The 25814-nt window shown below is 69.8% G+C and carries 29 protein-coding genes; 11 read left to right on the top strand and 18 right to left on the bottom strand.

Annotated elements, in window-relative coordinates; all coding sequences use genetic code 11:
- Positions 1–55: 55 nt before the first annotated feature.
- Positions 56–469, bottom strand: coding sequence for a Sec-independent protein translocase protein TatB (gene tatB, locus ACIHAO_RS21860; RefSeq protein WP_396560481.1), 414 nt, complete (start codon positions 467–469; stop codon positions 56–58).
- 55 nt (positions 470–524) lie between these two features.
- On the bottom strand, positions 525–2066 hold the full coding sequence (locus ACIHAO_RS21855; protein ID WP_396560479.1) for a S1C family serine protease: 1542 nt from the start codon (positions 2064–2066) through the stop codon (positions 525–527).
- A gap of 161 nt (positions 2067–2227) precedes the next feature.
- Here ACIHAO_RS21855 and ACIHAO_RS21850 point away from each other — a divergent pair, with 161 nt between their 5' ends.
- On the top strand, positions 2228–2884 hold the full coding sequence (locus tag ACIHAO_RS21850) for a hypothetical protein (RefSeq protein ID WP_396560477.1): 657 nt from the start codon (positions 2228–2230) through the stop codon (positions 2882–2884).
- Positions 2885–2893: 9 nt separating this feature from the next.
- Here the strand turns inward: ACIHAO_RS21850 and ACIHAO_RS21845 are convergent, their stop codons facing one another.
- The gene (locus ACIHAO_RS21845; protein WP_396560475.1) at positions 2894–3571 is read right to left on the bottom strand and encodes an anti-sigma factor family protein; all 678 of its coding nucleotides are present in this window, start codon (positions 3569–3571) and stop codon (positions 2894–2896) included.
- Positions 3568–4188: an RNA polymerase sigma factor SigE gene (gene sigE, locus ACIHAO_RS21840; protein ID WP_034313360.1), complete on the bottom strand. Its 621-nt coding sequence runs from the start codon at positions 4186–4188 to the stop codon at positions 3568–3570. Before sigE ends, ACIHAO_RS21845 begins: the two co-directional genes overlap by 4 nt.
- A gap of 178 nt (positions 4189–4366) precedes the next feature.
- On the opposite strand from sigE, the gene ACIHAO_RS21835 reads away from it, so the two are divergent.
- Complete coding sequence (locus ACIHAO_RS21835) at positions 4367–5017, top strand: O-methyltransferase (RefSeq protein WP_396560473.1); 651 nt, start codon at positions 4367–4369, stop codon at positions 5015–5017.
- Positions 5018–5030: 13 nt separating this feature from the next.
- Here the strand turns inward: ACIHAO_RS21835 and ACIHAO_RS21830 are convergent, their stop codons facing one another.
- The gene (locus ACIHAO_RS21830) at positions 5031–6275 is read right to left on the bottom strand and encodes an MFS transporter (protein WP_396560563.1); all 1245 of its coding nucleotides are present in this window, start codon (positions 6273–6275) and stop codon (positions 5031–5033) included.
- A gap of 105 nt (positions 6276–6380) precedes the next feature.
- Between ACIHAO_RS21830 and ACIHAO_RS21825 the strand changes: the two genes are divergently transcribed.
- Positions 6381–7265 (top strand): LysR family transcriptional regulator, encoded by an 885-nt coding sequence (locus tag ACIHAO_RS21825; protein WP_396560562.1) that lies wholly within the window; start codon positions 6381–6383, stop codon positions 7263–7265.
- A gap of 69 nt (positions 7266–7334) precedes the next feature.
- The gene (locus ACIHAO_RS21820) at positions 7335–7946 is read left to right on the top strand and encodes a phosphatase PAP2 family protein (protein ID WP_396560471.1); all 612 of its coding nucleotides are present in this window, start codon (positions 7335–7337) and stop codon (positions 7944–7946) included.
- 7 nt (positions 7947–7953) lie between these two features.
- Here ACIHAO_RS21820 and ACIHAO_RS21815 read toward each other — a convergent pair whose 3' ends face one another.
- Both ACIHAO_RS21815 and ACIHAO_RS21810 read right to left on the bottom strand, forming a co-directional pair.
- The gene (locus tag ACIHAO_RS21815; RefSeq protein WP_396560469.1) at positions 7954–9417 is read right to left on the bottom strand and encodes a leucyl aminopeptidase family protein; all 1464 of its coding nucleotides are present in this window, start codon (positions 9415–9417) and stop codon (positions 7954–7956) included.
- Positions 9418–9507: 90 nt separating this feature from the next.
- Entirely contained in the window at positions 9508–9675 is a 168-nt protein-coding gene (locus ACIHAO_RS21810; RefSeq protein ID WP_005155393.1) for a DUF3117 domain-containing protein, read from the bottom strand.
- Between the two features lie 196 nt (positions 9676–9871).
- Between ACIHAO_RS21810 and ACIHAO_RS21805 the strand changes: the two genes are divergently transcribed.
- Together ACIHAO_RS21805 and ACIHAO_RS21800 are read left to right on the top strand one after the other, a co-directional pair.
- The gene (locus tag ACIHAO_RS21805) at positions 9872–10666 is read left to right on the top strand and encodes an enoyl-CoA hydratase-related protein (protein ID WP_396560467.1); all 795 of its coding nucleotides are present in this window, start codon (positions 9872–9874) and stop codon (positions 10664–10666) included.
- Positions 10667–10775: 109 nt separating this feature from the next.
- Positions 10776–11264, top strand: a complete 489-nt coding sequence (locus tag ACIHAO_RS21800; protein WP_396560465.1) for a hypothetical protein — start codon at positions 10776–10778, stop codon at positions 11262–11264.
- On the opposite strand, the gene ACIHAO_RS21795 is transcribed toward ACIHAO_RS21800, so the two are convergent.
- Genes ACIHAO_RS21795 through ACIHAO_RS21765 form a run of 7 tightly spaced genes read right to left on the bottom strand, consistent with a single transcriptional unit; the run spans position 11261 to position 14871 of the window.
- The gene (locus tag ACIHAO_RS21795) at positions 11261–11830 is read right to left on the bottom strand and encodes a DNA-3-methyladenine glycosylase I (RefSeq protein ID WP_396560463.1); all 570 of its coding nucleotides are present in this window, start codon (positions 11828–11830) and stop codon (positions 11261–11263) included. The genes ACIHAO_RS21800 and ACIHAO_RS21795 overlap by 4 nt on opposite strands.
- Entirely contained in the window at positions 11823–12272 is a 450-nt protein-coding gene (locus tag ACIHAO_RS21790; protein ID WP_125796582.1) for an SRPBCC family protein, read from the bottom strand. The genes ACIHAO_RS21795 and ACIHAO_RS21790 overlap by 8 nt, the downstream gene beginning before the upstream one ends.
- Positions 12269–12571 carry a DivIVA domain-containing protein gene (locus tag ACIHAO_RS21785; protein ID WP_125780873.1) on the bottom strand — a complete coding sequence of 101 codons (303 nt, stop codon included), beginning with the start codon at positions 12569–12571 and terminating at the stop codon, positions 12269–12271. The genes ACIHAO_RS21790 and ACIHAO_RS21785 overlap by 4 nt, the downstream gene beginning before the upstream one ends.
- Positions 12568–13239 carry a permease prefix domain 1-containing protein gene (locus tag ACIHAO_RS21780; RefSeq protein ID WP_396560460.1) on the bottom strand — a complete coding sequence of 224 codons (672 nt, stop codon included), beginning with the start codon at positions 13237–13239 and terminating at the stop codon, positions 12568–12570. The genes ACIHAO_RS21785 and ACIHAO_RS21780 overlap by 4 nt, the downstream gene beginning before the upstream one ends.
- Complete coding sequence (locus ACIHAO_RS21775; RefSeq protein ID WP_396560458.1) at positions 13236–13886, bottom strand: permease prefix domain 1-containing protein; 651 nt, start codon at positions 13884–13886, stop codon at positions 13236–13238. The genes ACIHAO_RS21780 and ACIHAO_RS21775 overlap by 4 nt, the downstream gene beginning before the upstream one ends.
- Positions 13883–14548: a permease prefix domain 1-containing protein gene (locus ACIHAO_RS21770; RefSeq protein WP_396560456.1), complete on the bottom strand. Its 666-nt coding sequence runs from the start codon at positions 14546–14548 to the stop codon at positions 13883–13885. The genes ACIHAO_RS21775 and ACIHAO_RS21770 overlap by 4 nt, the downstream gene beginning before the upstream one ends.
- Positions 14545–14871, bottom strand: a complete 327-nt coding sequence (locus tag ACIHAO_RS21765) for a helix-turn-helix transcriptional regulator (protein ID WP_016331437.1) — start codon at positions 14869–14871, stop codon at positions 14545–14547. The genes ACIHAO_RS21770 and ACIHAO_RS21765 overlap by 4 nt, the downstream gene beginning before the upstream one ends.
- A 140-nt stretch (positions 14872–15011) precedes the next feature.
- On the opposite strand from ACIHAO_RS21765, the gene ACIHAO_RS21760 reads away from it, so the two are divergent.
- The 4 genes from ACIHAO_RS21760 to cydC are packed head-to-tail and all read left to right on the top strand — an operon-like array spanning position 15012 to position 20305.
- Positions 15012–16190, top strand: a complete 1179-nt coding sequence (locus tag ACIHAO_RS21760; RefSeq protein WP_396560454.1) for a cytochrome ubiquinol oxidase subunit I — start codon at positions 15012–15014, stop codon at positions 16188–16190.
- A 3-nt stretch (positions 16191–16193) separates the two neighbouring features.
- On the top strand, positions 16194–17186 hold the full coding sequence (locus ACIHAO_RS21755; RefSeq protein WP_396560452.1) for a cytochrome d ubiquinol oxidase subunit II: 993 nt from the start codon (positions 16194–16196) through the stop codon (positions 17184–17186).
- A 9-nt stretch (positions 17187–17195) separates the two neighbouring features.
- Entirely contained in the window at positions 17196–18755 is a 1560-nt protein-coding gene (gene cydD / locus ACIHAO_RS21750; protein WP_396560450.1) for a thiol reductant ABC exporter subunit CydD, read from the top strand.
- The gene (gene cydC / locus ACIHAO_RS21745; protein WP_396560448.1) at positions 18752–20305 is read left to right on the top strand and encodes a thiol reductant ABC exporter subunit CydC; all 1554 of its coding nucleotides are present in this window, start codon (positions 18752–18754) and stop codon (positions 20303–20305) included. The genes cydD and cydC overlap by 4 nt, the downstream gene beginning before the upstream one ends.
- On the opposite strand, the gene ACIHAO_RS21740 is transcribed toward cydC, so the two are convergent.
- Positions 20291–21196, bottom strand: a complete 906-nt coding sequence (locus tag ACIHAO_RS21740) for a glucosyl-3-phosphoglycerate synthase (protein WP_396560446.1) — start codon at positions 21194–21196, stop codon at positions 20291–20293. The genes cydC and ACIHAO_RS21740 overlap by 15 nt on opposite strands.
- 51 nt (positions 21197–21247) lie before the next feature.
- Between ACIHAO_RS21740 and ACIHAO_RS21735 the strand changes: the two genes are divergently transcribed.
- Positions 21248–21922: a lysophospholipid acyltransferase family protein gene (locus ACIHAO_RS21735; RefSeq protein ID WP_396560444.1), complete on the top strand. Its 675-nt coding sequence runs from the start codon at positions 21248–21250 to the stop codon at positions 21920–21922.
- Between the two features lie 451 nt (positions 21923–22373).
- Here the strand turns inward: ACIHAO_RS21735 and ACIHAO_RS21730 are convergent, their stop codons facing one another.
- The 3 genes from ACIHAO_RS21730 to ACIHAO_RS21720 all read right to left on the bottom strand — a co-directional run bounded on the left by ACIHAO_RS21730 (position 22374) and on the right by ACIHAO_RS21720 (position 25712).
- Positions 22374–22952 carry a TIGR00730 family Rossman fold protein gene (locus tag ACIHAO_RS21730; protein WP_396560560.1) on the bottom strand — a complete coding sequence of 193 codons (579 nt, stop codon included), beginning with the start codon at positions 22950–22952 and terminating at the stop codon, positions 22374–22376.
- Positions 22952–23737 (bottom strand): TIGR00730 family Rossman fold protein, encoded by a 786-nt coding sequence (locus ACIHAO_RS21725; RefSeq protein WP_396560442.1) that lies wholly within the window; start codon positions 23735–23737, stop codon positions 22952–22954. The genes ACIHAO_RS21730 and ACIHAO_RS21725 overlap by 1 nt, the downstream gene beginning before the upstream one ends.
- Positions 23738–23849: 112 nt before the next feature.
- Positions 23850–25712 (bottom strand): glycoside hydrolase family 9 protein, encoded by a 1863-nt coding sequence (locus tag ACIHAO_RS21720; protein WP_396560440.1) that lies wholly within the window; start codon positions 25710–25712, stop codon positions 23850–23852.
- Positions 25713–25814: the final 102 nt, after the last annotated feature.

Here is a 25814-nt window from a genome sequence, read left to right as displayed (position 1 = left end):
GTGAGGGGAGCAAGGGACCTTTGCTATCGCCTCCGGCGGGCGCCGAAGTCGAGGCTCAGGTGGCGTCGGGGTCGACCGGCGGGCGCTCCCCCGGCTTCAGCGGCTCCGGCTGCGAAGCCGTCGCCGGGTGACCGTTGGGCTTCGCAACCCCGTTGGCAGCACCATTGGTGCCGTTGACGTTGTTGAGCCCCAGCGGATCCGAGTCACCGTCGAACAGGTGCTGGGTGACGACCCGCTTCGGGTCGAAGTTCCGCAGGCCCCGCAGGTCCTCCAGCGGCTTGCGCAGCTGATCGAACTCCGGGCCCATTTCCTCGCGCAGTTGCGTCTTGGCCCCGGTCGCGAAATCCCGGACCTTGCGGACACTCTTCGCCATCCAGGCCGCCGCTTCGGGCAGCCGTTCCGGACCGAGGATGAAAAGACCCGCGACGACGATGATGAGGATCTCGCCCCAGCCGACACTCTCGAACACCCGTGTGAACCTCCGCCTCGGCGTCTTCCCGTTCAGGGTACCCCGGCCGAACTCGCTAGTCCGAGGCCAGTTTCACGTCCACCACAAGCGAAGACCCATCCCGGACAAGGCGGACAGGGACCACTTCGCCGACTTCGCGCGCGCGGACCGCGACGAGCAGTTCCGCCGAGTCGCGGACGAGCCGTCCGCCGACTTCGGTGATGACGTCGCCTTCCTTGATCCCGGCCGAGGCGGCGGGGCCGCCGGGGGCCACGTTGCGAACCTGCGCGCCCATGGTGCTGGAGCCCGCGACGGTGGACGAAGCGTTGATGCCGATGTCGGGGTGGACGACCTTGCCGTCCTTGATCAGTGTTTTCGCGATCTTCACCGCGTAGTCGCTCGGGATGGCGAATCCGATACCGATGCTGCCGCCTTCGGCGCTGGACGAGCGGATCGCGGAGTTGATCCCGACCAGCGCGCCGGTCGCGTCGACGAGCGCGCCGCCCGAGTTGCCGTGGTTGATCGCGGCGTCGGTCTGGATGGCCTCGTAGATCACCGGCGCGCTGCCGCCGTCGCCGCCGGCGGTGACCGGGCGGTTGAGCGCGCTCACGATGCCGGCGGTGACCGAGTTCTGCAGCGCCAGCGGCGAGCCGACGGCGATCACCGAGTCGCCGACGGCGAGGTCGGAGGACTTCCCGATCTGCAACGCGGTCAGGTTGTTGACGTCGACCTTGACCACGGCCAGGTCGGTTTTGGGGTCGGAGCCGACGACCTTCGCCTCGACGCGCCTGCCGTCGAAGAACACGGCGGTGACCTTGGTGGCCGAGTCGGCCGTCGCGGCGGAGATCACGTGCTCGTTCGTGAGCACGTAGCCCTGGGTGTCGATGACGACGCCGGAGCCCTGCTGGCCGGCGTCGGCGCCGGGCTTGAACACCTCGAGCGACACCACGGCGGGCGCCACCCGGTGGGCGATGTCGGCGATCGAGCCCGCCGGGCGTTCCTTGGCCGCGTCGGCTTCGGAGATGCTGGCCTGGCCGGTCAGTTCGCTGCCGGTGTCGGCGAACCACCAGCCGATCAGCCCGCCGACGGCGCCGATGACCAGCGCGACGGCGGCGAGCATCGCGAGCGCCTTGGTCTGCACACGGCGCCCGAAGAGGACCTCCGGAAGGCTCAGCAGGGCACCTTGCGGGCGCTTCGCGTCCTTCTCCTCTTCCGAGTCCTGCTGGACGGCGGGTCCGGCGAGCACCGCACCGGATCCGGGGTCGCGCCACGGGTCCGAGGTCGTGGTCCAGAGCGGGCCTTCCGAACCGTTCGCGGACGGCTCGGAGCCGTTGGTCCCCTGCGGCCGCTCGAGCACGACACCTTCGGCACCCGGCGGGCGGCGGAAGGCCTCGGCGAGCGATTCCGGCGTCGGGGGTGCCAGGTTCAGACCCGGCGCGGCCTGCCCGTTCGTGCCGGGCTGGTACAGCTTGTCGAAGGCGCCGTCGACGCCGCGCGGCCTGCCGAACGTGGCCGCCTGCGCCGGATCGACGGCGGGCCTGGCCAGCGGGCGCGGCGCCAGCCGATCCCCCGCCGGTTCACCAGGCTGCTGCGGATTCGCGTTCGGCTGCTCGGTCATCATTCCCCGGGGCTGAGATCAGGTTGGCCGGACGCGAGAGTACGCCAAGCCTCGCCCTGGATTCTGCCGTGACCACGGTGAAGTGCGCGTTGATTCCCCGGATCGGCCAAGAAGTGTGACACTTGAGGCAACCATGTCTCACGTCTGGCAGTCTAACGGGCATGTCGGAGAACCCGGGGGCTCCCTTTCCGCCCCAGAACGTCCCTCAGCAGCAGCAATGGCCGCAACAGCAGTGGCCGCAGCACCAGGGCTGGCCGCAGCAGCCGCCCAAGAAGAAGGGCCTGTCCACCAAGGTGAAGGTGCTGCTGCTCGTCGCCGCGCTCGTCGTGGTCGGTGGCGGGATCGGCTTCATCTTCGTGATGAAGGCGGCCGCCGGGCCGGAGAAGCAGGCCAAAGCGCTCACCGAGGGCGATTGCGTGGTACTGACCGGATCCGGCAAGGAGGCCGACGCGGTCAAGACGCCGTGCGATTCGCCGCAAGCCCCTTACGCGGTGAGCCTCACCGGTGTCGACAAGGGCGATTGGAACTGCAAGGACGGTTTCTACAAGTACGCCGTCCCGAGGCCGGTACGCGGTGACGGCGTCGCCCTGTGCCTGGCGATCAACGCCAAGGTCGGGTTGTGTTTCGACGACATCGAGACCAAGACACCGCCGCCGCTGAAGGACTGCGGCTCGGCGCGGCTGAGGATCAGTGAGGTCTTCCCGCAGATGAGCGTGGTGAACAGTCCGTGCGCCGAAGGCACCGCGGAAGTCATCTCCTACGCCAGCTACGGGACTTCGCAGTTCAAGAGCGCGACGATCTGCTTCGTCAAACCCTGACGAAGCAGATCAGCGGGCCGAGACGGGCATGGGCGCGCTCGACGTGCTCGGGCTCGGCGCGGGGCTGCGCGGCGGTTCCGGTGGGGTGCCGCCGCCCAGCTGCGCGGGCAGCAGACCGGCGTTGACCCCCTGCGGCGGGGTGAAGCCGGTGTTCGGCTGTTCTTCGCTGCCGTCACCCGAGGTCGCGACGAGGGCGAGGGCGCTCAGCACCAGCCCCGAAACGACGACGCCGGCGCCTTGCGCGTACTTCCGCCGGGTGACGCCGAAACGTCCGCCGCCGAGGACGTTCGGCGACTGGCCCAGCGGCGCCGATGATCCCAACGGGGTGGTCCCGCCCAGCACTCCGGTGTCACGAAGGCCGGCGACCCTGTCGGGCCGCTGGATGGCGACCAGCTGGCCGTCTGCCGTCATCGCCAGGTTGTCCGGCGTGCCGGGAAGTTCGGTGTTCTGCGGGATGGAGCACAGGCTGGCCAGGAAACCCGCCGACATCGACGGGGCTCCCGCCTGCTTCACGGCGTTGACGGCCTGGCGCTGCGCGGAGACCTCGGCCGCGCACGCCTGGCAGCGGGCGAGGTGCGCCGAAGCCCTGTCCTGGGCGCCGAGGGACAGCTCGCCGTCCACGAAGGCGACGATGGCGTCCGGAAGAAGATGCGACTCGGGGAGCCCCCAACCTCGCGGTGCGGTCATACCCCCACCTTCGCAGACTCCTGCGCCGCGGCGCGACGACGCTCCAAAGAAGCGCGAAGCGCCTGGCGGCCGCGGTGGATCCGGCTGCGCACGGTGCCGAGTTTGACACCGAGGGTGGCGCCGATCTCCTCGTACGAGAGGCCTTCGACGTCGCACAGCACGACCGCGGCGCGGAACTCGGGCGGCAACTCGTCGAGCGCGGCCTGCAGGTCCGGGTCGAGATGGGTGTCCGAGTAGACCTGCTCCGGGCTCGGGTCGTCACCGACGATGCGGTCGGTGTCCTCGGGGAGGCCTTCCATCCGCACGCGGGAGCGGCGGCGGGCCATGTCGAGGAAGAGGTTCGTGGTGATGCGGTGCAGCCAGCCCTCGAACGTGCCGGGCTTGTAGGACGCGAGGGAGCGGAAGACCCGGATGAAGGTCTCCTGCGTCAGGTCTTCGGCGTCGTGGGCGTTACCGGTCAGGCGGTACGCCAGCCGGTACACGCGGTCAGCGTGCTCACGCACGACCTCGTCCCACGAGGGCGGCGTCCATGCGGCCTCGTCCACCGTCACCGGCGTGACCTGGTCCGCGTGCTGGTCCTGCATCGTTTCCTGCATCGGGGAAGTAGGCACCTCCATCAGCGTCTTCTCCCAACTACTCCACCCAACGCGGGCGATGAGCACGGTGTTCCCGTTGTCGAGGACCAGTCTGTCCGGCCTGCTTATGTTTCTAGTGAGACTGGACTGAGAGGAGGCTGAGAAGTCGGTACCAGGGAGTCTTCGCTCTTTTGGCGATAGGCAGCGCTAACCTCCGCGTGTGAATTCCGGGACGCATGCGGGCTCGCCTGCCGAGGCCGCCGACGCCGACCTCGTCGACGGGTACGTACCCGACGACGAGGTTCTGGCCACCGTGCGGGCGCGGTCGGCCGATCTGGGGTGCGGTCCGCTGAGTGCGGGCGCGGGTGCGACTCTGCGTTTTCTCGCCACGACGCTGCGGGCGAAGGCCGTCGTGGAGGTCGGGACCGGGGCCGGGGTGAGCGGGCTGTGCCTGCTCCGCGGCATGGTCGACGACGGGATCCTCACCTCGATCGACATCGAGCCCGAGTACCACCGGGCGGCGAGGGCGGCGTTCCGCGAGGCCGGTTACCCGCCGGGGCGGACCCGGCTGATCCTGGGGCGCGCGCTCGAGGTCCTCCCCCGGCTCACCCCCGGCGGCTACGACCTGGTGTTCGTCGATTCGGCGCCGATCGAGTACCCGAGTTGCTACGAGCAGGCCGTGGCGCTGCTCCGGCCCGGCGGGATACTGGCGTTCCACAACGTCTCGGGGACGAGGGTGACCGATCCCTCACGGCGCGATCCGGACACGCTGGCGCTGCGCGAGGTCGCGCGGGCCTTCCGGGAGGACGAGCGGCTGGTTCCGGCGCTGCTGCCGGTGGGTGGCGGGCTGCTGGTCGGCGCGATCGCGTAGCAAGGGACCTTTGCTATCGCCTCAGCGCCTGTTCCGTGAAGGCCTCCTTGAGGGACCCAGAGTCCCTCAAGGAGGCCTTCACGGACTTGGGGACCACCGCGACCACGGCGACCGCGGCGATGGCGAGCCAGGCGGCGGTGAGCACGATCAGCCAGGTCCAGCCCGCATGGCCGTAGACGGTCGCGCCGACGGCGCCGCCGATGCTGCTGCCCAGGTAGTACGAAAGCGTGTAGAGCCCGCCGACCTGGCCCCGGGCGTTCTCGGGCGCCTCCGCCGCGGCCCAGCCGTTGGCCACGGCGTGCGCGGCGAAGAACGCGCCGGTCAGCACCACGAAACCGGCGACGACCATCGGCAGCGAGTCGGACAGCGTCAGCGCGGCGCCCGCGATCGTGAGCAGCAGGGCGCCGGCGAGCGCCCCTCGACGGCCGAACCGGCCGACGAGTTTGCCCGCGGTCGCCGACGAGACCGAGCCCATCGCGTAGGCGAGGAAGACGAGCGACGCGATCGCGGGCGAGAGGTTCAACGGCTCGCCGGTCAGGCGGAACCCGGCGGCGTTGTACAGCGCGACGAACGAGCCCATCGCCAGCAGCGCGACCGCGTACTGGACCAGCAGGACCGGTTTCCGGACGGCGGCGCCGAGCCCGGCCAGCACCGCCCGTCCTTGCTCGCGCAGCCGCTCTGACCTGCGGCGATCCGCCGACGTGATAGCAAAGGTCCCTTGCTCCCCCGGTGGCAGGGCCAGCACCGTGACCACCGTGCAGACCAGGCCGATGCCCGCGACGACGAGCAGCGCGCCGTGGTAGCCGAACGGTCCGGCGGTGAACCCGGCCGCGAGCCTGCCGATCATGCCGCCGATGGTGTTCCCGGCGATCATCGCGCCGACCGCGGCCGCGAGCCCGGCCTTGCCGAGCCGTTCCGCGAGATAGGCGGCGGCCACTCCGGGGAACCCCGCGATGGCGACCCCTTGCAGCGCCCGCAGCACGAGCAGCGCCGGGTAGCTGGGCGCCAGCGGCAGCAGGAAGCCGAACACCACCGACGAGATCACCGAAGCGATGATCACCGGACGCCGTCCCACGACCTCGGAGAGCGCCGCGATCGGCAGTACGGCGATCGCGAGCGCGCCGGTCGCGACGCTCACCGCGAGCGAGGCGCCACCGGGATCGAGGTGGTACTGCTCGGCGAGCTGCGGCAGCACCGGTTGTGGCGCGTAGAGCAGCGCGAACGACGAGATCCCGGCCGCGGCGACGGCGATCGTCACGCGGCGGGTGGTTCCGGTGGCAGGCACGATCACGAAGCTAAGCCTGGCTAAACGATACGTCTAATACGATCATCTGTCACAATCGATACCGTGCTGAATGAAAGGATGACCGCCCAGCTAGCCCCCCAGCTCGCGTTGCTCACCGCACTTCGCCGCACGACGAATGTCACACGCGCGGCCGAACTGCTCGGTGTCCCGCAGCCCACGGTAAGCCGCCGGATCTCGGCGCTCGGCGAGGCCCTCGGCGCGCCGCTGACGGTCCCCGACGGCCGCGGCATCCGGCTCACCCGTGCCGCCGAGTTGCTGGCCGACGCCGCCGAACGCGCACTCGCCGCTGTCGACGCCGGAGTCCGCCAGGCCCGCGAAGAGGTCGATCCCGAATCCGGGCACGTCGTCCTCGGCTTCCTGCACCTGCTCGGCAGGTCGCTGGTCCCCACGTTGCTCCGCAGCTACCGCGCGGACCATCCGGGAGTCCGGTTCACGCTGGTCCAGGGCTCGCGTCAGGACATGGTCGACAGGCTGACCAGCGGCGAGCTCGACCTCGCGCTGCTCGCGCCCGCCCCCGTGGACGACCCGCTGCTCGACACCGCCGTGCTCGCCGAACAGGAGATCTTCCTCTCCGTTCCGACGTCGCACCGCCTCGCCGACCGGCCCAGCGCCGCCATCGAAGACCTCAAGGACGAGGAATTCGTCCTCCTTGAAACCGGCTACGGCCTCCGCACCATCACCGACGACCTGTGCGCCGCGGCCGGCTTCGCGCCGAAGATCGCTTTCGAGGGACAGGAGTCCGACACCGTCCGCGGGCTTGTCGCGGCCGGGCTCGGGGTGGCGCTGCTCCCCCGGTTCGAACCCGGCAGCCCCGCGGGCGTCGCCGAAGTCCCGCTGGTGCCGCCGGTCGGGCGGACCATCGGGCTGGCTTGGCGTCGCGACGTGGTGCTGCCGCCCGCCGTGCTGCGGTTCCGGGAACGGGTGCGCGCGCAGCATTGGTGACGATCGTCAGGGTCGGTCCCTGCCGTTCGTCCACCGCGCGGGCGCGTCGTTTTCGCTAACTTCGGGTGAATGTACGACGACATCGTGGAGTTGGCAGGCGCGAGCCCGAGCTGGCTTCAGGCAGTAGGAATCCTGTTCACCGAAGCAGGACTGCTCGCCTTCGCGGGGCTCTTCGCCTGGATGTTGTGGCGGGCGCGCAGTTCGCCCGTCCGGTTGGCCGTGGCGCTGCTGCCGCCCGCGGCGACCGCGATCGCGTACCTGATCAGCGAAGCGACGAAGAGCGTGATCCGCGAAGACCGGCCCTGCCGAGGCCTCGTCACACTCGTCGAATGCCCGCCGGCCGGCGACTGGTCCTTGCCGAGCAACCACTCCACGATCGCCGCGGCGGCCGCCGTCGGACTGGCACTGGCCTGGCGACAGCTCGCGCCGTGGGTGCTCCCGGGCGCCCTGCTGATGGGCTTCTCGCGGGTTTTCGTCGGCGCGCATTACCCGCACGACGTGCTCGCCGGATTCGTCCTCGGCTCCGTCACGGCGTGGCTCGCGTACCGGTACCTGAAGGGCCCGGCGACCAGGATCGCGCGCCGTCTCACCGCCCATGCCGGAGACGCGCCGACCCAGCCCATGCCCAGGGTGCGCCCGCGGGGCGATAGCAAAGGTCCCTTGCTACCGCCCCGCAGGTAACCGCAGGTCAGGCGTAGGAGGCGACCAGTTCGACCAGCGTCCGCGCCGCGAACCCGGTGGCTCCCGGGACGACGTCGGCGTAGGTCTTGTCGGCCCGCGCGGGTCCGGCGATGTCGAGATGCGCCCACGGCACGTCGCCGACGAACTCCCGCAGGAACAGCGCCGCGACGATTCCGCCGGGACCGCCGGGCGCCTGCTGGACGTCACCGAGCGAACCCTGCACGGACTCGGCGAGGTCCTCCAGCAGCGGCATCCGCCACCACGCCTCGCCGACCCGCTCGCCCGCCTTCGTGACCCGCTCCGCGAGCGCGTCGTCGGTGGCGAAGACGCCGCCGGTGCGGACGCCGAGCGAAACCTTCATGGCGCCGGTCAGCGTCGCCGCGTCGATCACCGCGTCCGGCTTGTGCTTCTTGATGCCGTAGACGAGCGCGTCGGCCAGGACCATGCGGCCCTCGGCGTCGGTGTTGCCCACCTCGGTCGTCTTGCCGCCGTAGTGCCGGACGATGTCGCCGGGGCGGTACGACGAACCGGAAACGTGGTTTTCGGCGGCCGGGACCAGCCCGGTCACCTTGACCGGCAGGCGCAGCGCGGCGATCGCGCGGACCGCGGCGATGATCGCCGCGCCGCCCGCCATGTCGGTGCGCATGAGGTGCATGCCGTCGGCCGGTTTGATCGAAAGGCCGCCGGTGTCGAAGGTGATGCCCTTGCCGACCAGCAGCAGATGCGTCGTCGCCCCGCGCGGCCGGTACTCCAGCTCGATCAGCCGCGGCGGCGCGGCCGAGCCGCCGCCGACGGCGAGGACGCCGCCGAAGCCCTGCTCCACCAGCCACTTCTCGTCCCTGGCCGTCACGGTCAGGTTCGGGATGTCGCCGGCGACCCGGACGGCCGTGTCGGCGAGCCAGGCGGGGGTCTTGACGTTCGACGGCGTGTTCGCCAGGTCGCGCGCGAACGCGGCGGCCGCCGCGAGTTCACGGACCCGCTCCAAGGCGTCGGTGGCGTCCTTGTGACGTGTGATCAAGCGCACGGTCCGCGGACTCGGCTTCGGCTCGTCGGCCGTCACGGTGAACCGGTAGCCGCCGAGCAGCAGCCCGAACGCGAGCTCCTCGACGTGCTCGGCGCCCGCGTCCTCGGGCAGTTCGACGGCGAAGGCGCGGAACGCCTTCTGACCCGCCTTGACGTCTTCCTCCAGCGCCGACGAGACGGCGCGGACCAGCGCGGCACCGGCCTTGCGGTACTGCTTCGGCTCACCGTCGCCGACACCCGCCAGCCAGCGGACGCCGCCGGTCGGAACGGTCTGCACGTCACCGGCCTTGCCGGTGGGCCGCACGCCGCCGATCTCCGCGAGTCCGGCGTCACCGTCCTCTTCGGACGGCGCGGCGATCAACGTGGCCAGCGGCGTACCGCGCCGTAGGTCGTCCGAGACCTCGAGTTCGAGCAGCTTCCCCGGAACGGGGGGTAGCGGGTTACGCACAGTGAGCGACCTCCGGGCGCAGATGAACCGCGACCCCGGCCTCCGAAGGGAGACCGGGGTGCGGGTGGTTGAACGTTGGTGCGGTCCGGCTCAGCCGGTGACCTCCTGCAAGGCCGCGCCGAGATCCTTCGCTTCTTCCGCGGAGAGTTCGACGACGAGGCGCCCACCACCTTCGAGTGGTACGCGCATCACGAGGCCCCGCCCCTCCTTAGTCACTTCGAGGGGACCATCTCCGGTCCGGGGCTTCATGGCCGCCATAGCGTGCTCCCTCCGTCTCAACCGGCGCGCCCGGGTCGCGCTCGTCAAAGCCAGCCGGGTCTACTGTCCATTGTCCCTCATCAGCGGCCGAGCGCGAACGCGGACCGATCTTTTGCCGCCGTATCGGTGCTGGTATGCGGCTCGCGAGGCTGAAAGACTTCGTCTCAGACCGCAGTTTCGCCGACTAGGAGATCCCGTGACCACATCCGACGTTCTGCTGACCGCCGACGCCGAAGGCGTGCGCACCTTCACGCTGAACCGGCCGCAGGCGTACAACTCGCTGACCGTCGAACTCAAGGAACTGCTGCTGGCGGGCCTGACCGAGGCCGCGGCCGACGACAGTGTCCGCGCGGTCGTGCTGACCGGTTCCGGCAAGGCGTTCTGCGCCGGGCAGGACCTGAAGGAGCACGTCGGGCTGCTGCAGGCGGGTGACCCCGCTCCGCTACACACGGTCAAGGAGCACTACAACCCGATCGTCAAGACCATCGTCGGGATGCCGAAGCCGGTCATCGCCGCGGTGAACGGCCCCGCGGCCGGCGCGGGCGCGGCCTTCGCCTACGCGAGCGACCTCCGGATCGCCGCGACGTCGGCGAACTTCCTGATGGCGTTCGCGAACGTCGGCCTCGGCCCGGACTCGGGCGCGTCGTGGACGCTGCAGCGGCTGATCGGTCTCGGCCGCGCGGCCGAACTGATGCTGCTGGCGCGCACCGTCGACTCCGCCGAGGCGCTGACGCTGGGCCTGGTCGGCGAAGTCGTCCCGGACGAGGAACTGGCCGCCCGTGCGCAGAAGGTCGCCGCGAAGCTCGCGGCCGGCCCGACGGTCGCGTACGCGAAGATCAAGAACGTGCTGTCCGTCGCCGCGGAGTCGTCCCTCGACACCGCGCTGGCGGCCGAGGACGAGGCCCAGACCGCGCTCGGCGCGACGGCCGACCACACCGAAGCGGTGGAGGCGTTCGTGGGCAAGCGCAAGCCGGACTTCCAGGGCAAGTAACCCCTCGCGACGTGCAATGAAGGACGCTTTCATAGCAAATTTCGCAATGAAAGCGTCCTTCATAGCGCGCTCGGGACCGGTACCGGACCGCCGCGACTAGCGTCCGGGAGTGATCCCGACCCCGCCGCACCTCAAGGCGATAGCCGCCAAGCGCGACCTCGGCGACTGCGTCCGCCGCTACCGCCGCAGGCCGGGCGCCATCGGGACCTTCTTCGCCTTCGCGCCACTAGCGGGCGCTCTCGCGATCGGGATTCGCGAAGGCGATCAGACCGGAGCGCTGGCCATAGTGCTGTTCGTGTGGACGCCGCTCTTCCTCTGGTGGTGTGCCTTGACGCGGAAACGTCTCGACGGAGGTCTCTACGTCTTCGACGGCGGTTTCGCGGAGGTCTACGGACGCAAGGTCCGGCAGGCGATCGCGTGGGCCGAAGTCCGCTCAGTGCGTTACCAGGGCACCGAGTTTCGGTTCAGCTACATCGTCCCCTTCGCGTACGTCGCGAGATGCACCATCGAACTGCGTGACGGTGGCGTGATCGAGTTCGACGGCACCTACCGAACGCTCCAACGGCTGGCCGAGGACCTGCACGCCCGCGCGAGCTAAGCGGCCCGGAAGCAGTCCTTCACGTGGTCGTCGACCATCCCGGTCGCCTGCATCAGCGCGTAACAGGTCGTCGGCCCCAGGAACACGAAGCCGCGCTTCTTGAGTTCCTTCGCCATCGCCTTCGACTCGTCGGTGATCGCCGGGACGTCGCCCATCGTGCGCGGCCGCTTATGCCGCGAGGGCGCGAACGACCACAGGAGGTCGTCCAGCGAACCGTCGAGTTCCTCGATCGCCCTGGCGTTGTTGATCGCCGCCAGGATCTTCGCCCGGTTCCGCACGATCGACGCGTCCTGCATCAGCCGTTCGACGTCGTCGTCGGTGAAGACGGCGACCTTCTCCGGCACGAATCCGACGAACGCCTTCCGGAACGACTCCCGCTTCCGCAGGATCGTGATCCAGGAAAGCCCGGACTGGAACGACTCCAGGCACAGTCGCTCGTAGAGCTCCTCGTCGCCGTGGAGCGGGACACCCCATTCGGTGTCGTGGTAGATCACGTAATCCGGGGCCGAATTGCCCCACGAGCACCGCTTGATCCCGTCCGCGCCCAGCAGACCCGCCTCAGCCAACCCGGTACCCCTCCGCGTATTTCACGAATTTCTGCAGGCACAGCCGCAGTCCCAGTTCGAAACCCGGTTTCGCGACCGGCCAGCCGAGCCGTCCGACGACGCCGAACGGCGGCCGCAGATGCTCCGCCCAGACGAACGTCGACGAATGCGGCCCCTTCTCGATCACCTGGAAGACCCCGGTGCCCTGCACGATCTTGCCGAGGTGCCGCACGACGCACCGCAGCGGCGGCTCCCAGCTGGTGATCTCCATGGTGTCGGTGAACCCGATGCCGGCGACGCCGGTGAAGGCCGACAGCTTCGAACCCACACTGCGCCCGTTGCCCTCGACGACCTTGACCTCGGTGCCGAGCATCCATTCGCCCTGGCGTTCCCAGTCGGTCAGCGCGAGCCAAGCCGTCCCGGCCGGTACCGCGACGTCGACGGAGACGACGACGTCCGTCACCTGGCACCCTCGCGCTCGGCCTGCAGTTCGGCCACTTTGGCCCGCAGGTCCTCGATCTCGACGCCGAGCCGCCGCATCACCCAGTCCACTTCGGACATCTTGTAGCCGCGCAGCACCATCTGGTAGCGGACGGCGTGGACGTCCTCGGCGGTGATGTCCTCGGCGGGCAGCCTGGTCGGCGAGCTGCCGGGCGGCAGCGGGGCCAGCTCCTCACCCCGGCCGAACACCACGGCGGCCAGCAGAAACACCACGGCGGCCACCAGCAGCATGACTACGAGATAGATCAGGGCGGTCGTCACGCCACGATCGTGGCACACGAACGCCACGATCGTCGCGCCAGCAACGCGAGTCGCACGCTGACCACCACCCAGAGGATCATCAGCAGCCCGCACGGCACGGACAGGAACAGCCTCGACGCGTCGATGACGCCGGTCGCGATCACCAGCAGCCCCACCGAAAGCAGGTTCAGCCCGACGGCCTCGCCGATCAGCACGCCGGCGGTCTTGACCAGCCGGGTGCCGTCCATCCGCCGGGACAGCCAGCGCATGGAGACGAGGGCGATCACCCCCAGCACCGGCACGATGAAGACCGAACCGTGGGTGAACTGGGCGATGTACTTGTACCAACCCGGCGCCGGCGCGAGCTGCGACCATTCGCCGAAGGTCCATTTCCGGGCGAGCTCCCAGGCGAGCTGCATCAGCGGCACGCCGAGGATCAGTTTCCAGAGGGTGCGGGTGCCGCTGTGCATGCCGAGTTCGGCCTGGTAGTCCCGGGCGATCAGGTGCACCGGGCCGAAGTCGGCGACGGCGCGCCGCTGCGCGTCGTGCTCGCTCCAGCCGCCGTCGCGGTACGCGTCCGCGGCGTCGTTGAGCCCGTCGCGCGCCTCGCGCAGAAGGTCCCGTTTCGCCGACGCCGGGCCGTCCAGCCGTGAGCGCAGTTCCCCGAGATAGGACTCGATCACCGTCATGCCGTGGTTCTCCAACTCCGCGCGGCGACCGTCAGCCGCATGCTGAACAGGATCCAGATGCCGGACAGGACCGCGCACGGCACGCTGACGAGCATGCGGGCGGGCTCCATCAGTCCGGTCGCGCCGCCGTACGTCGCGACCGCGACGAGGTTCAGTCCCACGGCCGCGGCCAGCGTCCACGAGACCGCGCGCGCGACCGGCGGACCGGCCGTCCGCCGCGAGAGCAGCCGTGCGGCGAGCAGCCCGGCGACCGCGACGGCCGGGGACAGCGCCGCCAGCGTGTCGGCCGCGCCGATCGCGCGGTGGTACCAGGACGGCGTGGTACCGAGCCGCGACCAGTCGGCGAAGGCCCGCGCCAGATCCCAGGCGAGGATCAGGAGCGGGACACCGGCGATCAGCTCCCACAGCACGCGGATGTCGCGCCGCAGCCCCAGTTCCGTTTGATAGTCACGCGCGATCAGCTCGGCCGGGCCGAAATCGGCGACGGCACGGCGTTCGGCTTCCGCCTCGCCGACACCGCCCGCGAGGTAGGCCTCGGCCGCGTCGACCAGACCGTCCCTCGCCTCGGCGAGCAGGTCGGCTTTCGCCGCCGACGGCCCGCGCAGGCGGGCGTCGAGATCGCCGAGGTAAGTCTCGATCGCGTTCATGCGGCGAGCGCGTGCCGGGACCGGAAGGCGGGCGAAAGCAACCAGAGACTGAACGCCGCCCAGCCTGCCGCCAGCACGTTGCACGCCAGGCTCACGTTCATCCTGGCCGGATCAAGGGCCGCGGTGCCCACGGTGAGCAACAGCAGCGCCAGCAGATTCGTACCCGCCGCGGCGCCCACCGTCCATCTCGTCACCTGCCCCAGCCTGACGCTGTCGAGCCTGCGGCCCAGCCGCCGGGCGCCGAACAGCGCGACCACGCCGATCAGCGGCGGAACGATGACCAGGACGCCGAAGAGTTCGATGACGGACATGTACCACTCCGGGTTCGACTTCCCGCTCCGGCTCCAGTCGCCGTAGGTCCAGATCCGCGCCAGCTCCCAGCTCACATGGATCAGCGGGATCCCGACGATGACCTTCCACAGGGTGCCGATGTCGCCGCGCAACGCCAATTCGGCCTGATAGTCGCGCGCGATCACGGCGACCGGACCGAAGTCGGCGACGGCACGGCGTTCGGCTTCCGCCTCGCCTACGCCGCCCTCGCGGTACGCCTCGGCCGCGTCGACCAGGCCGTCCCTCGCCTCGGTGAGCAGATCGGTCTTCGCCTTCGCCGACCCATGCAACCGCCTGTCCAGGTCGCCGATGTACGCCTCGATCGCGCTCATGCCGTGCTCCCCCCGAGGACACCACCGATCACGGTGGTGAACTCCTGCCACTCCGCCCGTTCCGCGGCCAGGGCCTTCTGCCCGGAGCGGGTGAGCTTGTACGTACGACGTTTGCGGCCGGATACGACGTCCCATTCGCTGGCGAGGTATCCGGCGCGCTCCAACCGGCGAAGCGCCGGGTAGACGGTGCCCGTCGGCAGGTCGAGCGCACCGTCACTGCGGAGCTGGAGCGCCTCGATGATGGCGTACCCGTGGAGCTTCCGGCCGTCGAGGACGGCGAGGAGCAACGCGTCGAGGTGCCCGCGCAGGCTGTCGGCCTTCATAGATAGACAGTCTACACATCGCCGCATACCAGGGTAGCCGGGACTTTCCCGGACCGGCCTCAGGGAATGTCCCCGAGATCACCCCGATTTCATAGATTTAGTGGCTACATGTAGGCAGCCTACGTATACAGTGCCTCGACATGGACGCACTCCCGATCGCGAGACTCCAGTTCGCGACGACGACCTCGTTCCACTTCCTGTTCGTGCTGCTCACACTGGGGCTCGTGACACTCGTCGCGGTGATGCAGACACGTTCCGCGTTCGGCGGCAAGCCGGAACTCACGCGGATGACTCGCTTCTGGGGCAAGCTTTACGTGATCAATTACGCGCTGGGAATCGTCACCGGAATCGTGATGGAATTCCAGTTCGGGCTCACCTGGACCGGCCTGTCCGCGGTCGCGGGCGACGTCTTCGGCGCACCGCTGGCCATCGAGACGCTGGTGGCGTTCTTCGCCGAATCGACCTTCCTCGGGCTGTGGATCTTCGGCTGGGGGCGGCTGAACAAATGGGTTCACCTGACGCTGATCTGGCTGGTCACGCTGACCGCGTACGCCTCGGCGCTGTTCATCATGGTGGCCAACTCGTTCCTGCAGAACCCGGTCGGCACGCACGCCGAGAACGGTGTGCTGAAACTCGACGACTTCGGCGCGCTGTTCACGAACCCCGCACTCGTGTCCTCGCTGCCGCACGTGCTGAGCGCGGCGCTGATGACCGGCGGCTTCTTCGTGGTCGGCGTCAGCGCGTACCACTTCATCAAGCGCACCACGGAGATCGAGTTCTTCCGGCGCTCGATGCGGATCGGCGTACTCACCTCGCTCATCGGCAGCACGCTGGTGATCGGCTTCGGTTTCGCCCAGTTCGGCCCGCTCGGGGAGTACCACCCCGACAAGCTGGCAGGAGCGGATCCCCTCGTCGGTGTCTCGCTGGGCTTCATGATCCAGATCGGGTTCATCGCCTTCCTCGCCTCGATCCTCGGCACGCTGCTGCTGTTCCGGAACTGGATCACCAAGGTGCGGCCGCTGCTGTACGTGATGGTGCTGGCCATCCCGCTGCCGTTCGTCGCGGCGATCCTCGGGTGGCTGGTGCGGGAGATCGGCCGTCAGCCGTGGCTGATCCGCGGGCAGCTGACCACCGCCGACGCCGTCGCGTCGATCCCGGCGGGCCAGATCTTGTTCTCCTTCATCGCCTTCACGTTGTTGTTCCTGGTGCTGGCGATCGCCGACTGGGTGCTGATGTCGCGGGTCGCGAAACGCGGCCCGGAACCCGTCGAAGAAGCGGCCGCGCCACGCGCCGAACTTCCCGTCCTGAGCGGAGTCTGACCGATGGTGATCCTCTGGTGGTGTGTGCTCGGTTTCCTGACCGCGGGTTATTTCGCCCTGGCAGGCTACGACTACGGCGTCGGGATGCTGCTCGGCAGGATCGGCCGTGACGAGGCCGGGCGACGGCGCGTACTCGGCGCGTTCGGCCCGTTCTTCCTGGCCAACGAGGTCTGGCTGGTGGCCGCGGTCGGCGTCCTGTTCGGCGCTTTCCCGCATCTGGAAGGAAAAGTGTTCTCCGGGGCGTATCTCCCGGTCGTCACCCTGCTGCTCGGCCTGGTCACGTTCACCGCGGCGGTGCAGTTGCGCAGCAGGCGGCCGGACGCCGGCCGCGGTGCCTGGACGCTGGCGATCACCGTCGGCGCGTGGGTGACGGCGGTGTCGTGGGGGGTGTTCCTCGGCAACCTCGTCCTCGGGCTCCCGCTCGACGCGGCGGGGAAACCGACCGGCGGTGTCCTCGCCTCGTTCGATCCGTACGCGTTGCTGTGGGGTGCCGGATTCGTCGCGCTGTTCGCCTTGCAGGGGGCGGCTTTCCTCGCCGTGCGGGCACCCGCGGAGTTCACCGCCCGCGCGAACCGGATCGCCAAGGCGCTGCTCGCGCCATCGCTCGCGTTCCTGGTCGTGGCGGTCGGCTGGGGCGCCTTCGAGACCACCGCGTCGTGGACCGTGCTGCCCGCGATCGTGCTGGCCTTCGGTGCCTTAAGCGTCGCGTACGCGGCTTTGCGCGCGGGGCGGCACAAGACGGCGCTCGTCGCCACGATGACCCTGTCCGCGTCGCCGGTGCTGGCCGTCGGAACCCTGCGCCTGCCGGACGTCCTGGTGTCCTCTGTGGACGTCGGATTCTCGCTGAGCCTGACGGAAGCGGCCAGCAGCACCGAGATGCTCGGCCTGCTCACCGTCGTCCTGCCGCCCGCACTGCTGGCGATCGCCGCCGTGCAGTGGGTGACCTGGCGCCGGAACGACGACCGCGTCGACCAGCGTTCGCTGCTGCACTTCTAGGAGCCCCAGATGCCTCCCCTTCCCGGATTGCGACGCCATTTCGGCGTACTGGCCGTCCTCGGCACGCTGACCGCCGCGGCGATCCTCGTCCAGGCGGACGGCCTCGCGACGCTGCTCACCGGCGGCGGTGTGACCTGGACGCTCGTGGCCGCCATCGCGGTACGGGCGCTGCTCGCGGGCGTACAGGGCTCCTTCGGCGGCCGGTTCGCGGCGACGGTCAAGGCCGGGCTGCGCAAACGGCTTCTCGGCGCGGAGGCGGAGACCCCCGGCGAGGTCGCGACACTGGTGACCAAGGGAATCGACGCGGGCGACGCCTACCTGACCGGCTATCTGCCGACGGTGGTGCTGTCGGCGATCGTGCCGGTCGCGGTGCTCGTCCGGCTGTTCGCCGCGGACCTTTCGTCGGCGCTGATCATCCTCGCGACGCTGCCGCTGATCCCGGTGTTCGCGATCCTGGTCGGACAGCACACGAAGGCGAAGACCGCCAAGCAGTGGTCGCTGCTTTCCCAGCTGGGCGGGCATTTCCTCGACGTCGTGCGCGGGCTCGGCACGCTCAAGGTGTTCGGCCGCGCCGAGGCGCAGGCGAAGACGGTGCGGGCGATGGCGGACGCGCACACCGACGCGACGATGCGCACGCTGCGCGTCGCCTTCCTGTCCGCGCTGGTGCTGGAACTGGTGGCGACGCTTTCGGTGGCGCTGGTCGCGGTGCCGATCGGCTTCCGGCTGCTGGAAGGCGGCATGGTCGTGCACACCGCGGTGCTGGTGCTGCTGCTCGCCCCGGAGGCGTACCTGCCGCTGCGGGCGGCCGGGGCGAAGTTCCACGCCAGCGCGGAAGGGCTCGCCACGCTGCGGGAAGCGCTGGCCGTCCCCACGGAGGACGTCGTCGGTGGTTCGCGGGTGGCAGGCCGCGGTGCGCCGCGGATCGTGCTGGACAAGGTGAGCGTCGCGTACGGCGACGAGACCGTGCTGTCCGAAGTGGACATGACGATCGAGCCGGGTGAGCACGTCGCGCTCGTCGGTCCCAGTGGTTCCGGGAAGAGCACGCTGCTGGCGGTTTTGCTGGGTTTCGTCACGCCCACTTCCGGCAGGGTCCTCGTCGACGGCGTCGACCTGCGCGAACTGGATCCGGCGCGATGGCGGGCCGGGACGGCGTGGGTGCCGCAGCGGCCGACGTTGTTCACCGGGACCGTCGAGGAGAACATCGCCATGGGCCAGGTGCCGGACGTCCAGGCGGCGGCTCGCGCGGCGGCTTTCGACGAGGTCGTACGCGGCCTGCCCGACGGCTATCGGACCCGGATCGGCGAGCTCGGCGCGCCGCTTTCGGCCGGGCAACGGCAACGGCTCGGCCTCGCCAGGGCGCTGGCCCGCACGGAGGCGGGGCTCGCGCTGCTCGACGAACCGACCGCCAGGCTCGACACGGAAACCGAGGCGGCCGTGCTCGGCGCGACCCGCGAACTGCTCACCGGCCGGACCGCGGTACTCGTGGCCCACCGGCCCGCGATGGCCGCGCTGGCCACCCGCGTCCTCGAAGTCCGCGATGGCGCCGTAAGAGAACGGGAACTGGTGTGAACGTCTGGGGTGTGTCCACAAAGGACGTCGTGCGACTGGTCCGTGCCGGGTCGATCGGGGCCGGGGCGGAACTGGCCGGGCTGGCGTTGATGGCGACCGCCGCGTGGCTGCTGCTGAAGGCGGCCGAACAGCCGCCGCTGGCGTCGCTCACGGTGGCGATCGTCGCCGTCCGGACGCTGGCGTTGCTGCGCGGCGGATTGCGGTACGCGGAACGGCTGGCCGGGCACGAGGTCGTCCTGCGTTATCTCGGCGCCCTGCGGACCCGCGTGTACACGTCGTTGCTGCCGCACCGGGTCTCCCGGCATTCCGGTGGTGATCTCGTCACGCGGTTAGTATCCGATGTGGACGCCGTGCAAGACGCGATCCTGCGGTGCCTGCTTCCCGCCGGGGTCGCCGCGTTCGTGGGCTCGGTGTCGACCGCGGTCGCGCTGCTCGTCAGCCCGGCGGCCGGGCTCGTCCTGGCGCTCGGGCTCGCCGTGGCGGGGATCGGGTTGCCGTGGCTGTGCGTCCGGATCACCCGCGCGGCCGCGGAGAAGAGCGCCCCGGCGCGCGCCGACCTCGCCGAACGATCGGTGGAGTTGATCACCGGGCGACGTGAGCTGATCGCCTACGGCGTGCACGAGTCCACTGTGGACTCCGCACACGCTGCTGTCGACGCGCTGGCGGGGCGGGACCACGCGACGGCCAACCGCACGAGCCTGCTGACGGCGGCCGGGATCCTCGTCCAGCTGCTCACCTGCGTCGCAATCGCCCTGACCTCAGGGGTCTCACCGCCGCAGACGGCGGCCTTGGCTTTGGGCGCGCTGGCCGTGTTCGAGCTGGTCCTCCCGCTGACCGCGGCCGCCCAGCGCTGGGTCGAGGTCCGCGCGTCGGCTGAGCGAGTGCGCGCACTGCTGACCGAACCGCCGCCCGCACGCGGGAGCGCGGTGCCCGAACCGGGACATCTGCGGCTCGAAGGGGTCGGCGTCCGGTTCGAAGGCAGGGCCCCGGCGCTGGACGGCGTCGACCTCGATCTGCCGCCGGGCAAGCGCGTCGCCATCGTCGGGCCGAGCGGGGCCGGGAAGACGACGTTGCTGAACGTGCTGCTGGGTTCCGTGGCGCCGACGTCCGGACGTGCCGTTTTGAACGGACGGGCGCTCGACGAATACGACCCCGCACTGCTGCCCACGGTGGTCTCCGGCGCGCTCGCGGAAGCGCACGTCTTCCACACGACCGTCCGGGAAAACCTGCTGCTCGCGAAGCCCGGCGCTACCGACTCGGAGCTGCTCTCGGCGTGCGCGACGGCCGGTTTCGATCTGCCGCTGGACCGCGAAGCCGGCTCAGACGGCGACGCGCTGTCAGGTGGGCAGCGCCAGCGGCTCGTGCTCGCGCGGGCAGTGCTGGCCGCGCCGCCGGTGCTCGTGCTGGACGAGCCTGTCGAGGGGCTGGACCCGGAGCACGGCGACGCCGTCCTGGCGGACGTGCTCGCGGCCGCACGCGGCACCGTGGTCCTGGTGACGCATCGTGAGTCGCAGGTGGCCGGGTTCGACGAAGTCCTACGACTCGGTTAGACCGCGCACGTCCCGCATCGGCGGCCGGTCACTCACCGACACCTCGGCCACCTCCGGCAGCCATTCGTCACCTAGTTGCGCGAACTGGGTGAGCTGGGCCGGGTCGTCGGACTTGATGCCGCAGCGCGCGAGCGCCGTCCCGAGGATCTGGCGCGCCATCACACCCAGCTGAAGCAGCGAACGGTTGCGATGCTTGCGTACGCCGAGGTTGACCTGCGCGAGCCCTTCAAGGCCGTAGCGCGCTTCGGCGTCGAGGATGAGCCCGATCTCGACGCCGTACCCGGCCGCGAAGGGCACCGACTCGAGGAACTCCCGCGTCGCGGCGTACTCGCCACCCAAGGGCTGGATGAGTCCCGAGAGCGACGGGCGCAGCGCCGAAAGGACCGGTCGCGCCAGCAGCTCGGTGACCCGGCCGCCGCCGCTGCTCTCCAGCCGCAGCGGCCGCCGGTAGAACCCCTTGACCAGGTGGACGCCGTCCTCGCAGAGCAAGGGCCCGAGCAGGGTCGGCACGAACGCCGGATCCGGGTCGACGAGGTCGGAGTCGAGGAACACGACGACGTCACCGGTCGTCGCGGCCAGCGACCGCCACAGCACCTCGCCCTTGCCCGGCACCGGCGGCAGCTCGGGGAGCACGTCCTCACGGTGCACCACCCGCGCGCCGGCACGCTCGGCGAGCTCGGCGGTGGCGTCGGTGGACCCGGAATCCATCACCACGAGCTCGTCGACGACAGTGCCCAGCAAGGGCCGGACCGTGCCGACGACCTCGGCGACGGTGTCCTCTTCGTCGAGCGCCGGTAGCACGACCGAAACCGTCCGGTCACCCTTCGCAGCGACGATGTCGTCGAGCGTCCAATCGGGGTTCTGCCAGGTGCGCCGCTCGAACCAACTCATGAGTAGTGATCGTGCCATGCTGGAGTCCGACACCCTGTCGATGGAGGAACCTTGCTACCGCTACTCGTCCGATTCGTGCTGGGCCCGCTGGTCAGGGCGCTGTACCGCCCCGAGATCCGCGGCGTGGAGAACATTCCCGCCACCGGGCCGGTGCTGCTGGCGCCCAACCACCGGGCGGCCCTGGACACCGGCGTGATCACTTTCACGGCGATGCGGCAGGTCAAGTTCCTCGGCAAGGCGGAGTACTTCACCGGCCGCGGGCTCAGGGGCAAACTGATGGCCGGTTTCCTGGGCGGTCTCGGCTACGTCCCGGTCGAACGCGGCAACGCGCAGGCCGGCCTCGCCGCGCTCGAAGCGGCGCGGAAGGTGCTCGACGCGGGCGGCGCGTTCGCGATCTACCCCGAGGGCACCCGCTCCCTGGACGGACGGCTGCACCGCGGCCACACCGGTGTCGCCGCACTGGCGCTGGCGACCGGCGCGAAGGTCGTGCCCGTCGCCCTTTCCGGCACCGAAGACCTGCAACCCGCCGGGAAGCGGATCCCGCGCCGGGCGAAGATCACCGTCACCTACGGCACGCCCCTGGACTTCTCGCGATACGAGGGGCAGGACTCGTCGCCGGCGATCCGGCGCTCGGTGACCGACGAGATCATGTACTCGATTCTGGAGCTTTCGGGGCAGGAGTACGTCGACTCGTACCACAAACGGCCTGATCAGAGCGCCGCCTGACGGTTCGGCGGGGTGGGGCGATAGCAAAGGTCCCTTGCTCCCCCGCTGCTCGCGCTCCCTGCCTCGCCGCTGCAATGAAAGGCTCCTTCATCGCAAATTTTGCGATGAAGGAGTCTTTCATTGCACGCGCGACTGTGACTCCAGGGACTTTTGGCGCATTTCGGGCGCGGCCAGCTGGGTGGAGTGCCGTGAGGGCCTCCTTCCCTACCCTCAAGGTAGTGAAGGAGGCCTTCACGGACTCTGGGTCCCTCAAGGGGCCCTTCACGGACTTGGCCGGTCACCTCACAAACCCCACAGGCACCAGCGGTCCCACAAGTCACAAGTAGCGCGTGTGAAGGCGCCATTCGCGCCAGCCCAAGTACATGAAGGACCCCTTCACGGCGCTAGGCGCAATGAAGGGGTCCTTCATGTACCGAAGCAGCTCCAGCAGGAGCCACTCACGGCCTAAGACCTACTTAGCCCACTTAGGCCGCGGCGGAGGCACGTAGTCCGCGAAAGCGTCCAGAAGCACCGAAGCGTCCGAGTCGATCGAGAGCATGTCCCGGTACCCCGCCGACAGGAAGCCCTCCGACACCATGTGGTCGGCGAACTTCAGCAGCGGCGCGTAGTACCCGCCGACGTCGACCAGCCCGATCGGCTTCTCATGCAGTCCGAGTTGTGCCCACGTCCACACCTCGAACAGTTCCTCCAGCGTCCCGGCCCCGCCGGGCAGCGCGAGGAAGCCGTCGGACAGCGCGGCCATTTTCGCCTTCCGCTGGTGCATGTCGGCGACGACGTGCAGTTCGGTCAGGCCGGCGTGCGCGATTTCGACGCTGCCCAGTGCCTCCGGGATCACGCCGATCACCTCGCCGCCCGCGGCCAGTGCCGCGTCCGCGACGACGCCCATGGTCCCGACCGAAGCGCCGCCATACACCAGCCCGATCCCCCGCGACGCGAGCAACGTGCCCAGCGCACGCGCCTCGTCGGCATAGCGCGGGTCGAAGCCCATCGAAGAGCCGCAGAAGACGCAGACCCGGCGCGGCGCCGCCATCAGTGGGTGTCCTCCCATGCCTGGTACGACTCCTGGACGACGCGCACGGCGTCGTCGATGTCGTCGGTGACGTGCAGCAGGTCGAGGTCCTTCTCGCCGATTTTGCCCTCGGCGAGCAGCGTCCTGGCGATCCAGTCGTACAGGCCGCCCCAGTAGTCGCTGCCGAACAGCACGACCGGGAACTTCGTGACCTTCTTCGTCTGCACCAGGGTGAGCGCCTCGAACAGCTCGTCGAGGGTGCCGAAGCCGCCGGGCAGGCAGATGAACGCCTGCGAGTACTTGATGAACATGGTCTTGCGGGCGAAGAAGTACCGGAAGTTGACGCCGAGGTCGACCCACGGGTTCAGGCCCTGCTCGAACGGCAGCTCGATGCCGAGGCCGACGGAGAAGCCGCCCGCCTCGTTGGCGCCGCGGTTCACCGCTTCCATCGCGCCGGGGCCGCCGCCGGTCATCACCGCGAAGCCCGCGTTCGCGAGCGCGCCGCCGATCTTGCGGCCGAGTTCGTACTCCGGGTGGTCCCGCTTCGTCCGCGCCGAACCGAACACCGTCACCGCGCGCGGCACCTCGGCCAGCGCGCCGAAGCCTTCGACGAACTCCGCCTGGATCCGCAGCACACGCCACGGGTCGGTGTGCACCCAGTCGCTCGGCCCCCGTGAGTCCAGCAGGCGCTGGTCGGTGGTGCTGCCCTGGTCACGGCGATCCCGCCGCAGCACGACCGGGCCCTTGTGGCGCTCGATCGGACGTTCCGGGTACTGGCCGTCGGGGAACTCGCTTGTCTCACTCACCCCGCCAAGCCTACGACGTCGTCACCGTCCGGAGCGGCGGCATCGCCGCGAACAGGAGTTGTCGGCTACGCGAACGCGGGGCCCGCCGGAAAGCGGGCCCCGCGATCACGCCTCAGGAACGTCCGGTCAGCGCGAACGCGAGCATGGCCGTCGAGGTGAAGTCGATGGCGGGCTCGTTGCTCGGCCACGACGCGAGGTCATCGGCGTAGCGGGCCTCGGGGGTGTCGAAGGCGTCGAAGGGCTTCCGGCAGTCCTTCGAACCGGGCGGGAGCTCCATGTGCTCGAAGTTCTCCGCTCCGTTGGGGCCGTTCACGACGGCGCCGTAGAGCAGTTTCTCCTCGCCGGCGAGGTTCGCCGCCTGGTGGTGCGGGCACCGCGGGTACGTGGTGCCGACGCCGACGACCAGCGAGATACCCCAGGCGTTCGCGCCGAGGGTGAAGTTCCGCTGCTGCGAACCGAACGCCGCGTACCGGCGGTCACCGGTCAGGTCCGCGTACAGCCGCTCCGTCGCGGCGAACCCGAAGCTCTTGCTGGCCGCGTCGAATTCCTTCACCGAGACGGCGGTCCGGAAAGGACTCTGAGCCGCGCTCGCGACACCTTCGTCGAGCTGACGGCGGAGGTCGCCGATCAGTTCCTTCGGACCGAGCGCGGCACCCGGGACGCCGTGGCGCAGGAGCTTCGCCAGTTCGGCGTGCGCCAGCGCGCTGGTGTCGTACAGGTTGAGCGTGCTCTTCTCTTCGACGTCGATGTAGGCCTTCGCCCAGTGCGCCGCCTGCCGCGTCCAGTCGGCCGACCGCGGGTCACGCAGGGCCTTGGCCGCCAGGGCCAGCTGCGTCGCGCCGAGTTCCATGTCGTCCCGCCAGGACGACTCCGGGTAGTACGCGTGCGGGAACGCGGTGACCAGTTCGCCGACGTTCTCGGTCTTGGCCTGCGCGAAGACCGACGAGGCCTCGGCGAGGTATTCCCTTGCCAACGCGGGGTTCCGCTTCGCCTCGACCTGCGCGCCGAGCGCGAAGGCGGCGGCGACGCGGCCGGCGAGGTTCGGGCTGAGCCCGGATCCGCCGGGGTTCGCCGGGAAGACCGGCCGGTGCTTGACGAAGTACTTGGGGTCACCGGGTTTCACGTCGAGCGGATCGTCGTCGTGCGGGTTCCGCCAGACGTCGTGGTCGCCGAGGAAGCCGAACTTGTCGCTCCCCGTCCCGATCCCGACCTGGGCGTAGAGCGTCTTGCTCTGCTCGTCCCACATCTTGTCGAGCCAGTCGAGGCCGAGCTTGACCTCCTTGGCCAGCGCCGGGTCGTGGCCCTCGCGGAGCACGTAACCCAGCTCCGCCAGCGAGTACGCCGTGTTCGACGTGAACTTGACGAAGTCGCCCGCGTCGACCCAGCCGCCCTCGACGTCGATCGGCCCGCCTGACGGCTTCAGCGGTTCGGTGATCTCGTCGCCGAATTCACCGCCGAACGCGGGCCATTCGTAGACCGTGGCCTGCTTGTCGGCCAGATGCGAGGGTTTGCGGTCGAGGCGGCCGGGGATGATGTCGTCGCCGTCGCGCTGCGCCTGGAAGAACTCGTTGGTGGCGCGGACCAGCGGGGTGAAGAGCCGGTTCTTGGTGTCCACCCGGAACGTCGGCGAGGTCGCCTTGGTCTCGCCGCTGACCTCGATCCGGTACTTGCCCGGCAGCCACACCCTCGACAGGTCGAGCTGGTACACCGCCGGATACTTCGCGTTCCACGCGCCGAGCGAGGCACCCGTCCGTCCACGATGGACGGTCCGGCCGCGTTCGTCGATCACCGAGAACGAACCCGGCGCGCTGGACAGGAGATAGGCGTGCTTGGTCTCGGTGATGCCGTAGCCGACCTGGTCGACCCGGACCTCACCTTGTACCGCCGCCGCGGCCGTAACCGCCGGAACCGTCAAACCCCCGAGGACCAGTGCCGAAACCGCGGCCACCGCCCGGGACCAGGAACTCACCATCATCGGCGCCCCGCTCCAGAATTAGTTAAGAAACTTTCCTTTTTATGACGCAGGACGCTAGCGCCCGGAATGCCACCAGTCAATATGTCCGTTTCGCCGGGAGGA

This window comes from Amycolatopsis sp. NPDC052450 (genome assembly GCF_044547565.1).
Taxonomy (GTDB): Bacteria; Actinomycetota; Actinomycetes; order Mycobacteriales; family Pseudonocardiaceae; genus Amycolatopsis.
Note: the sequence above shows the minus strand (reverse complement) of the source record. Positions and strands in the feature narration are given on the sequence as shown.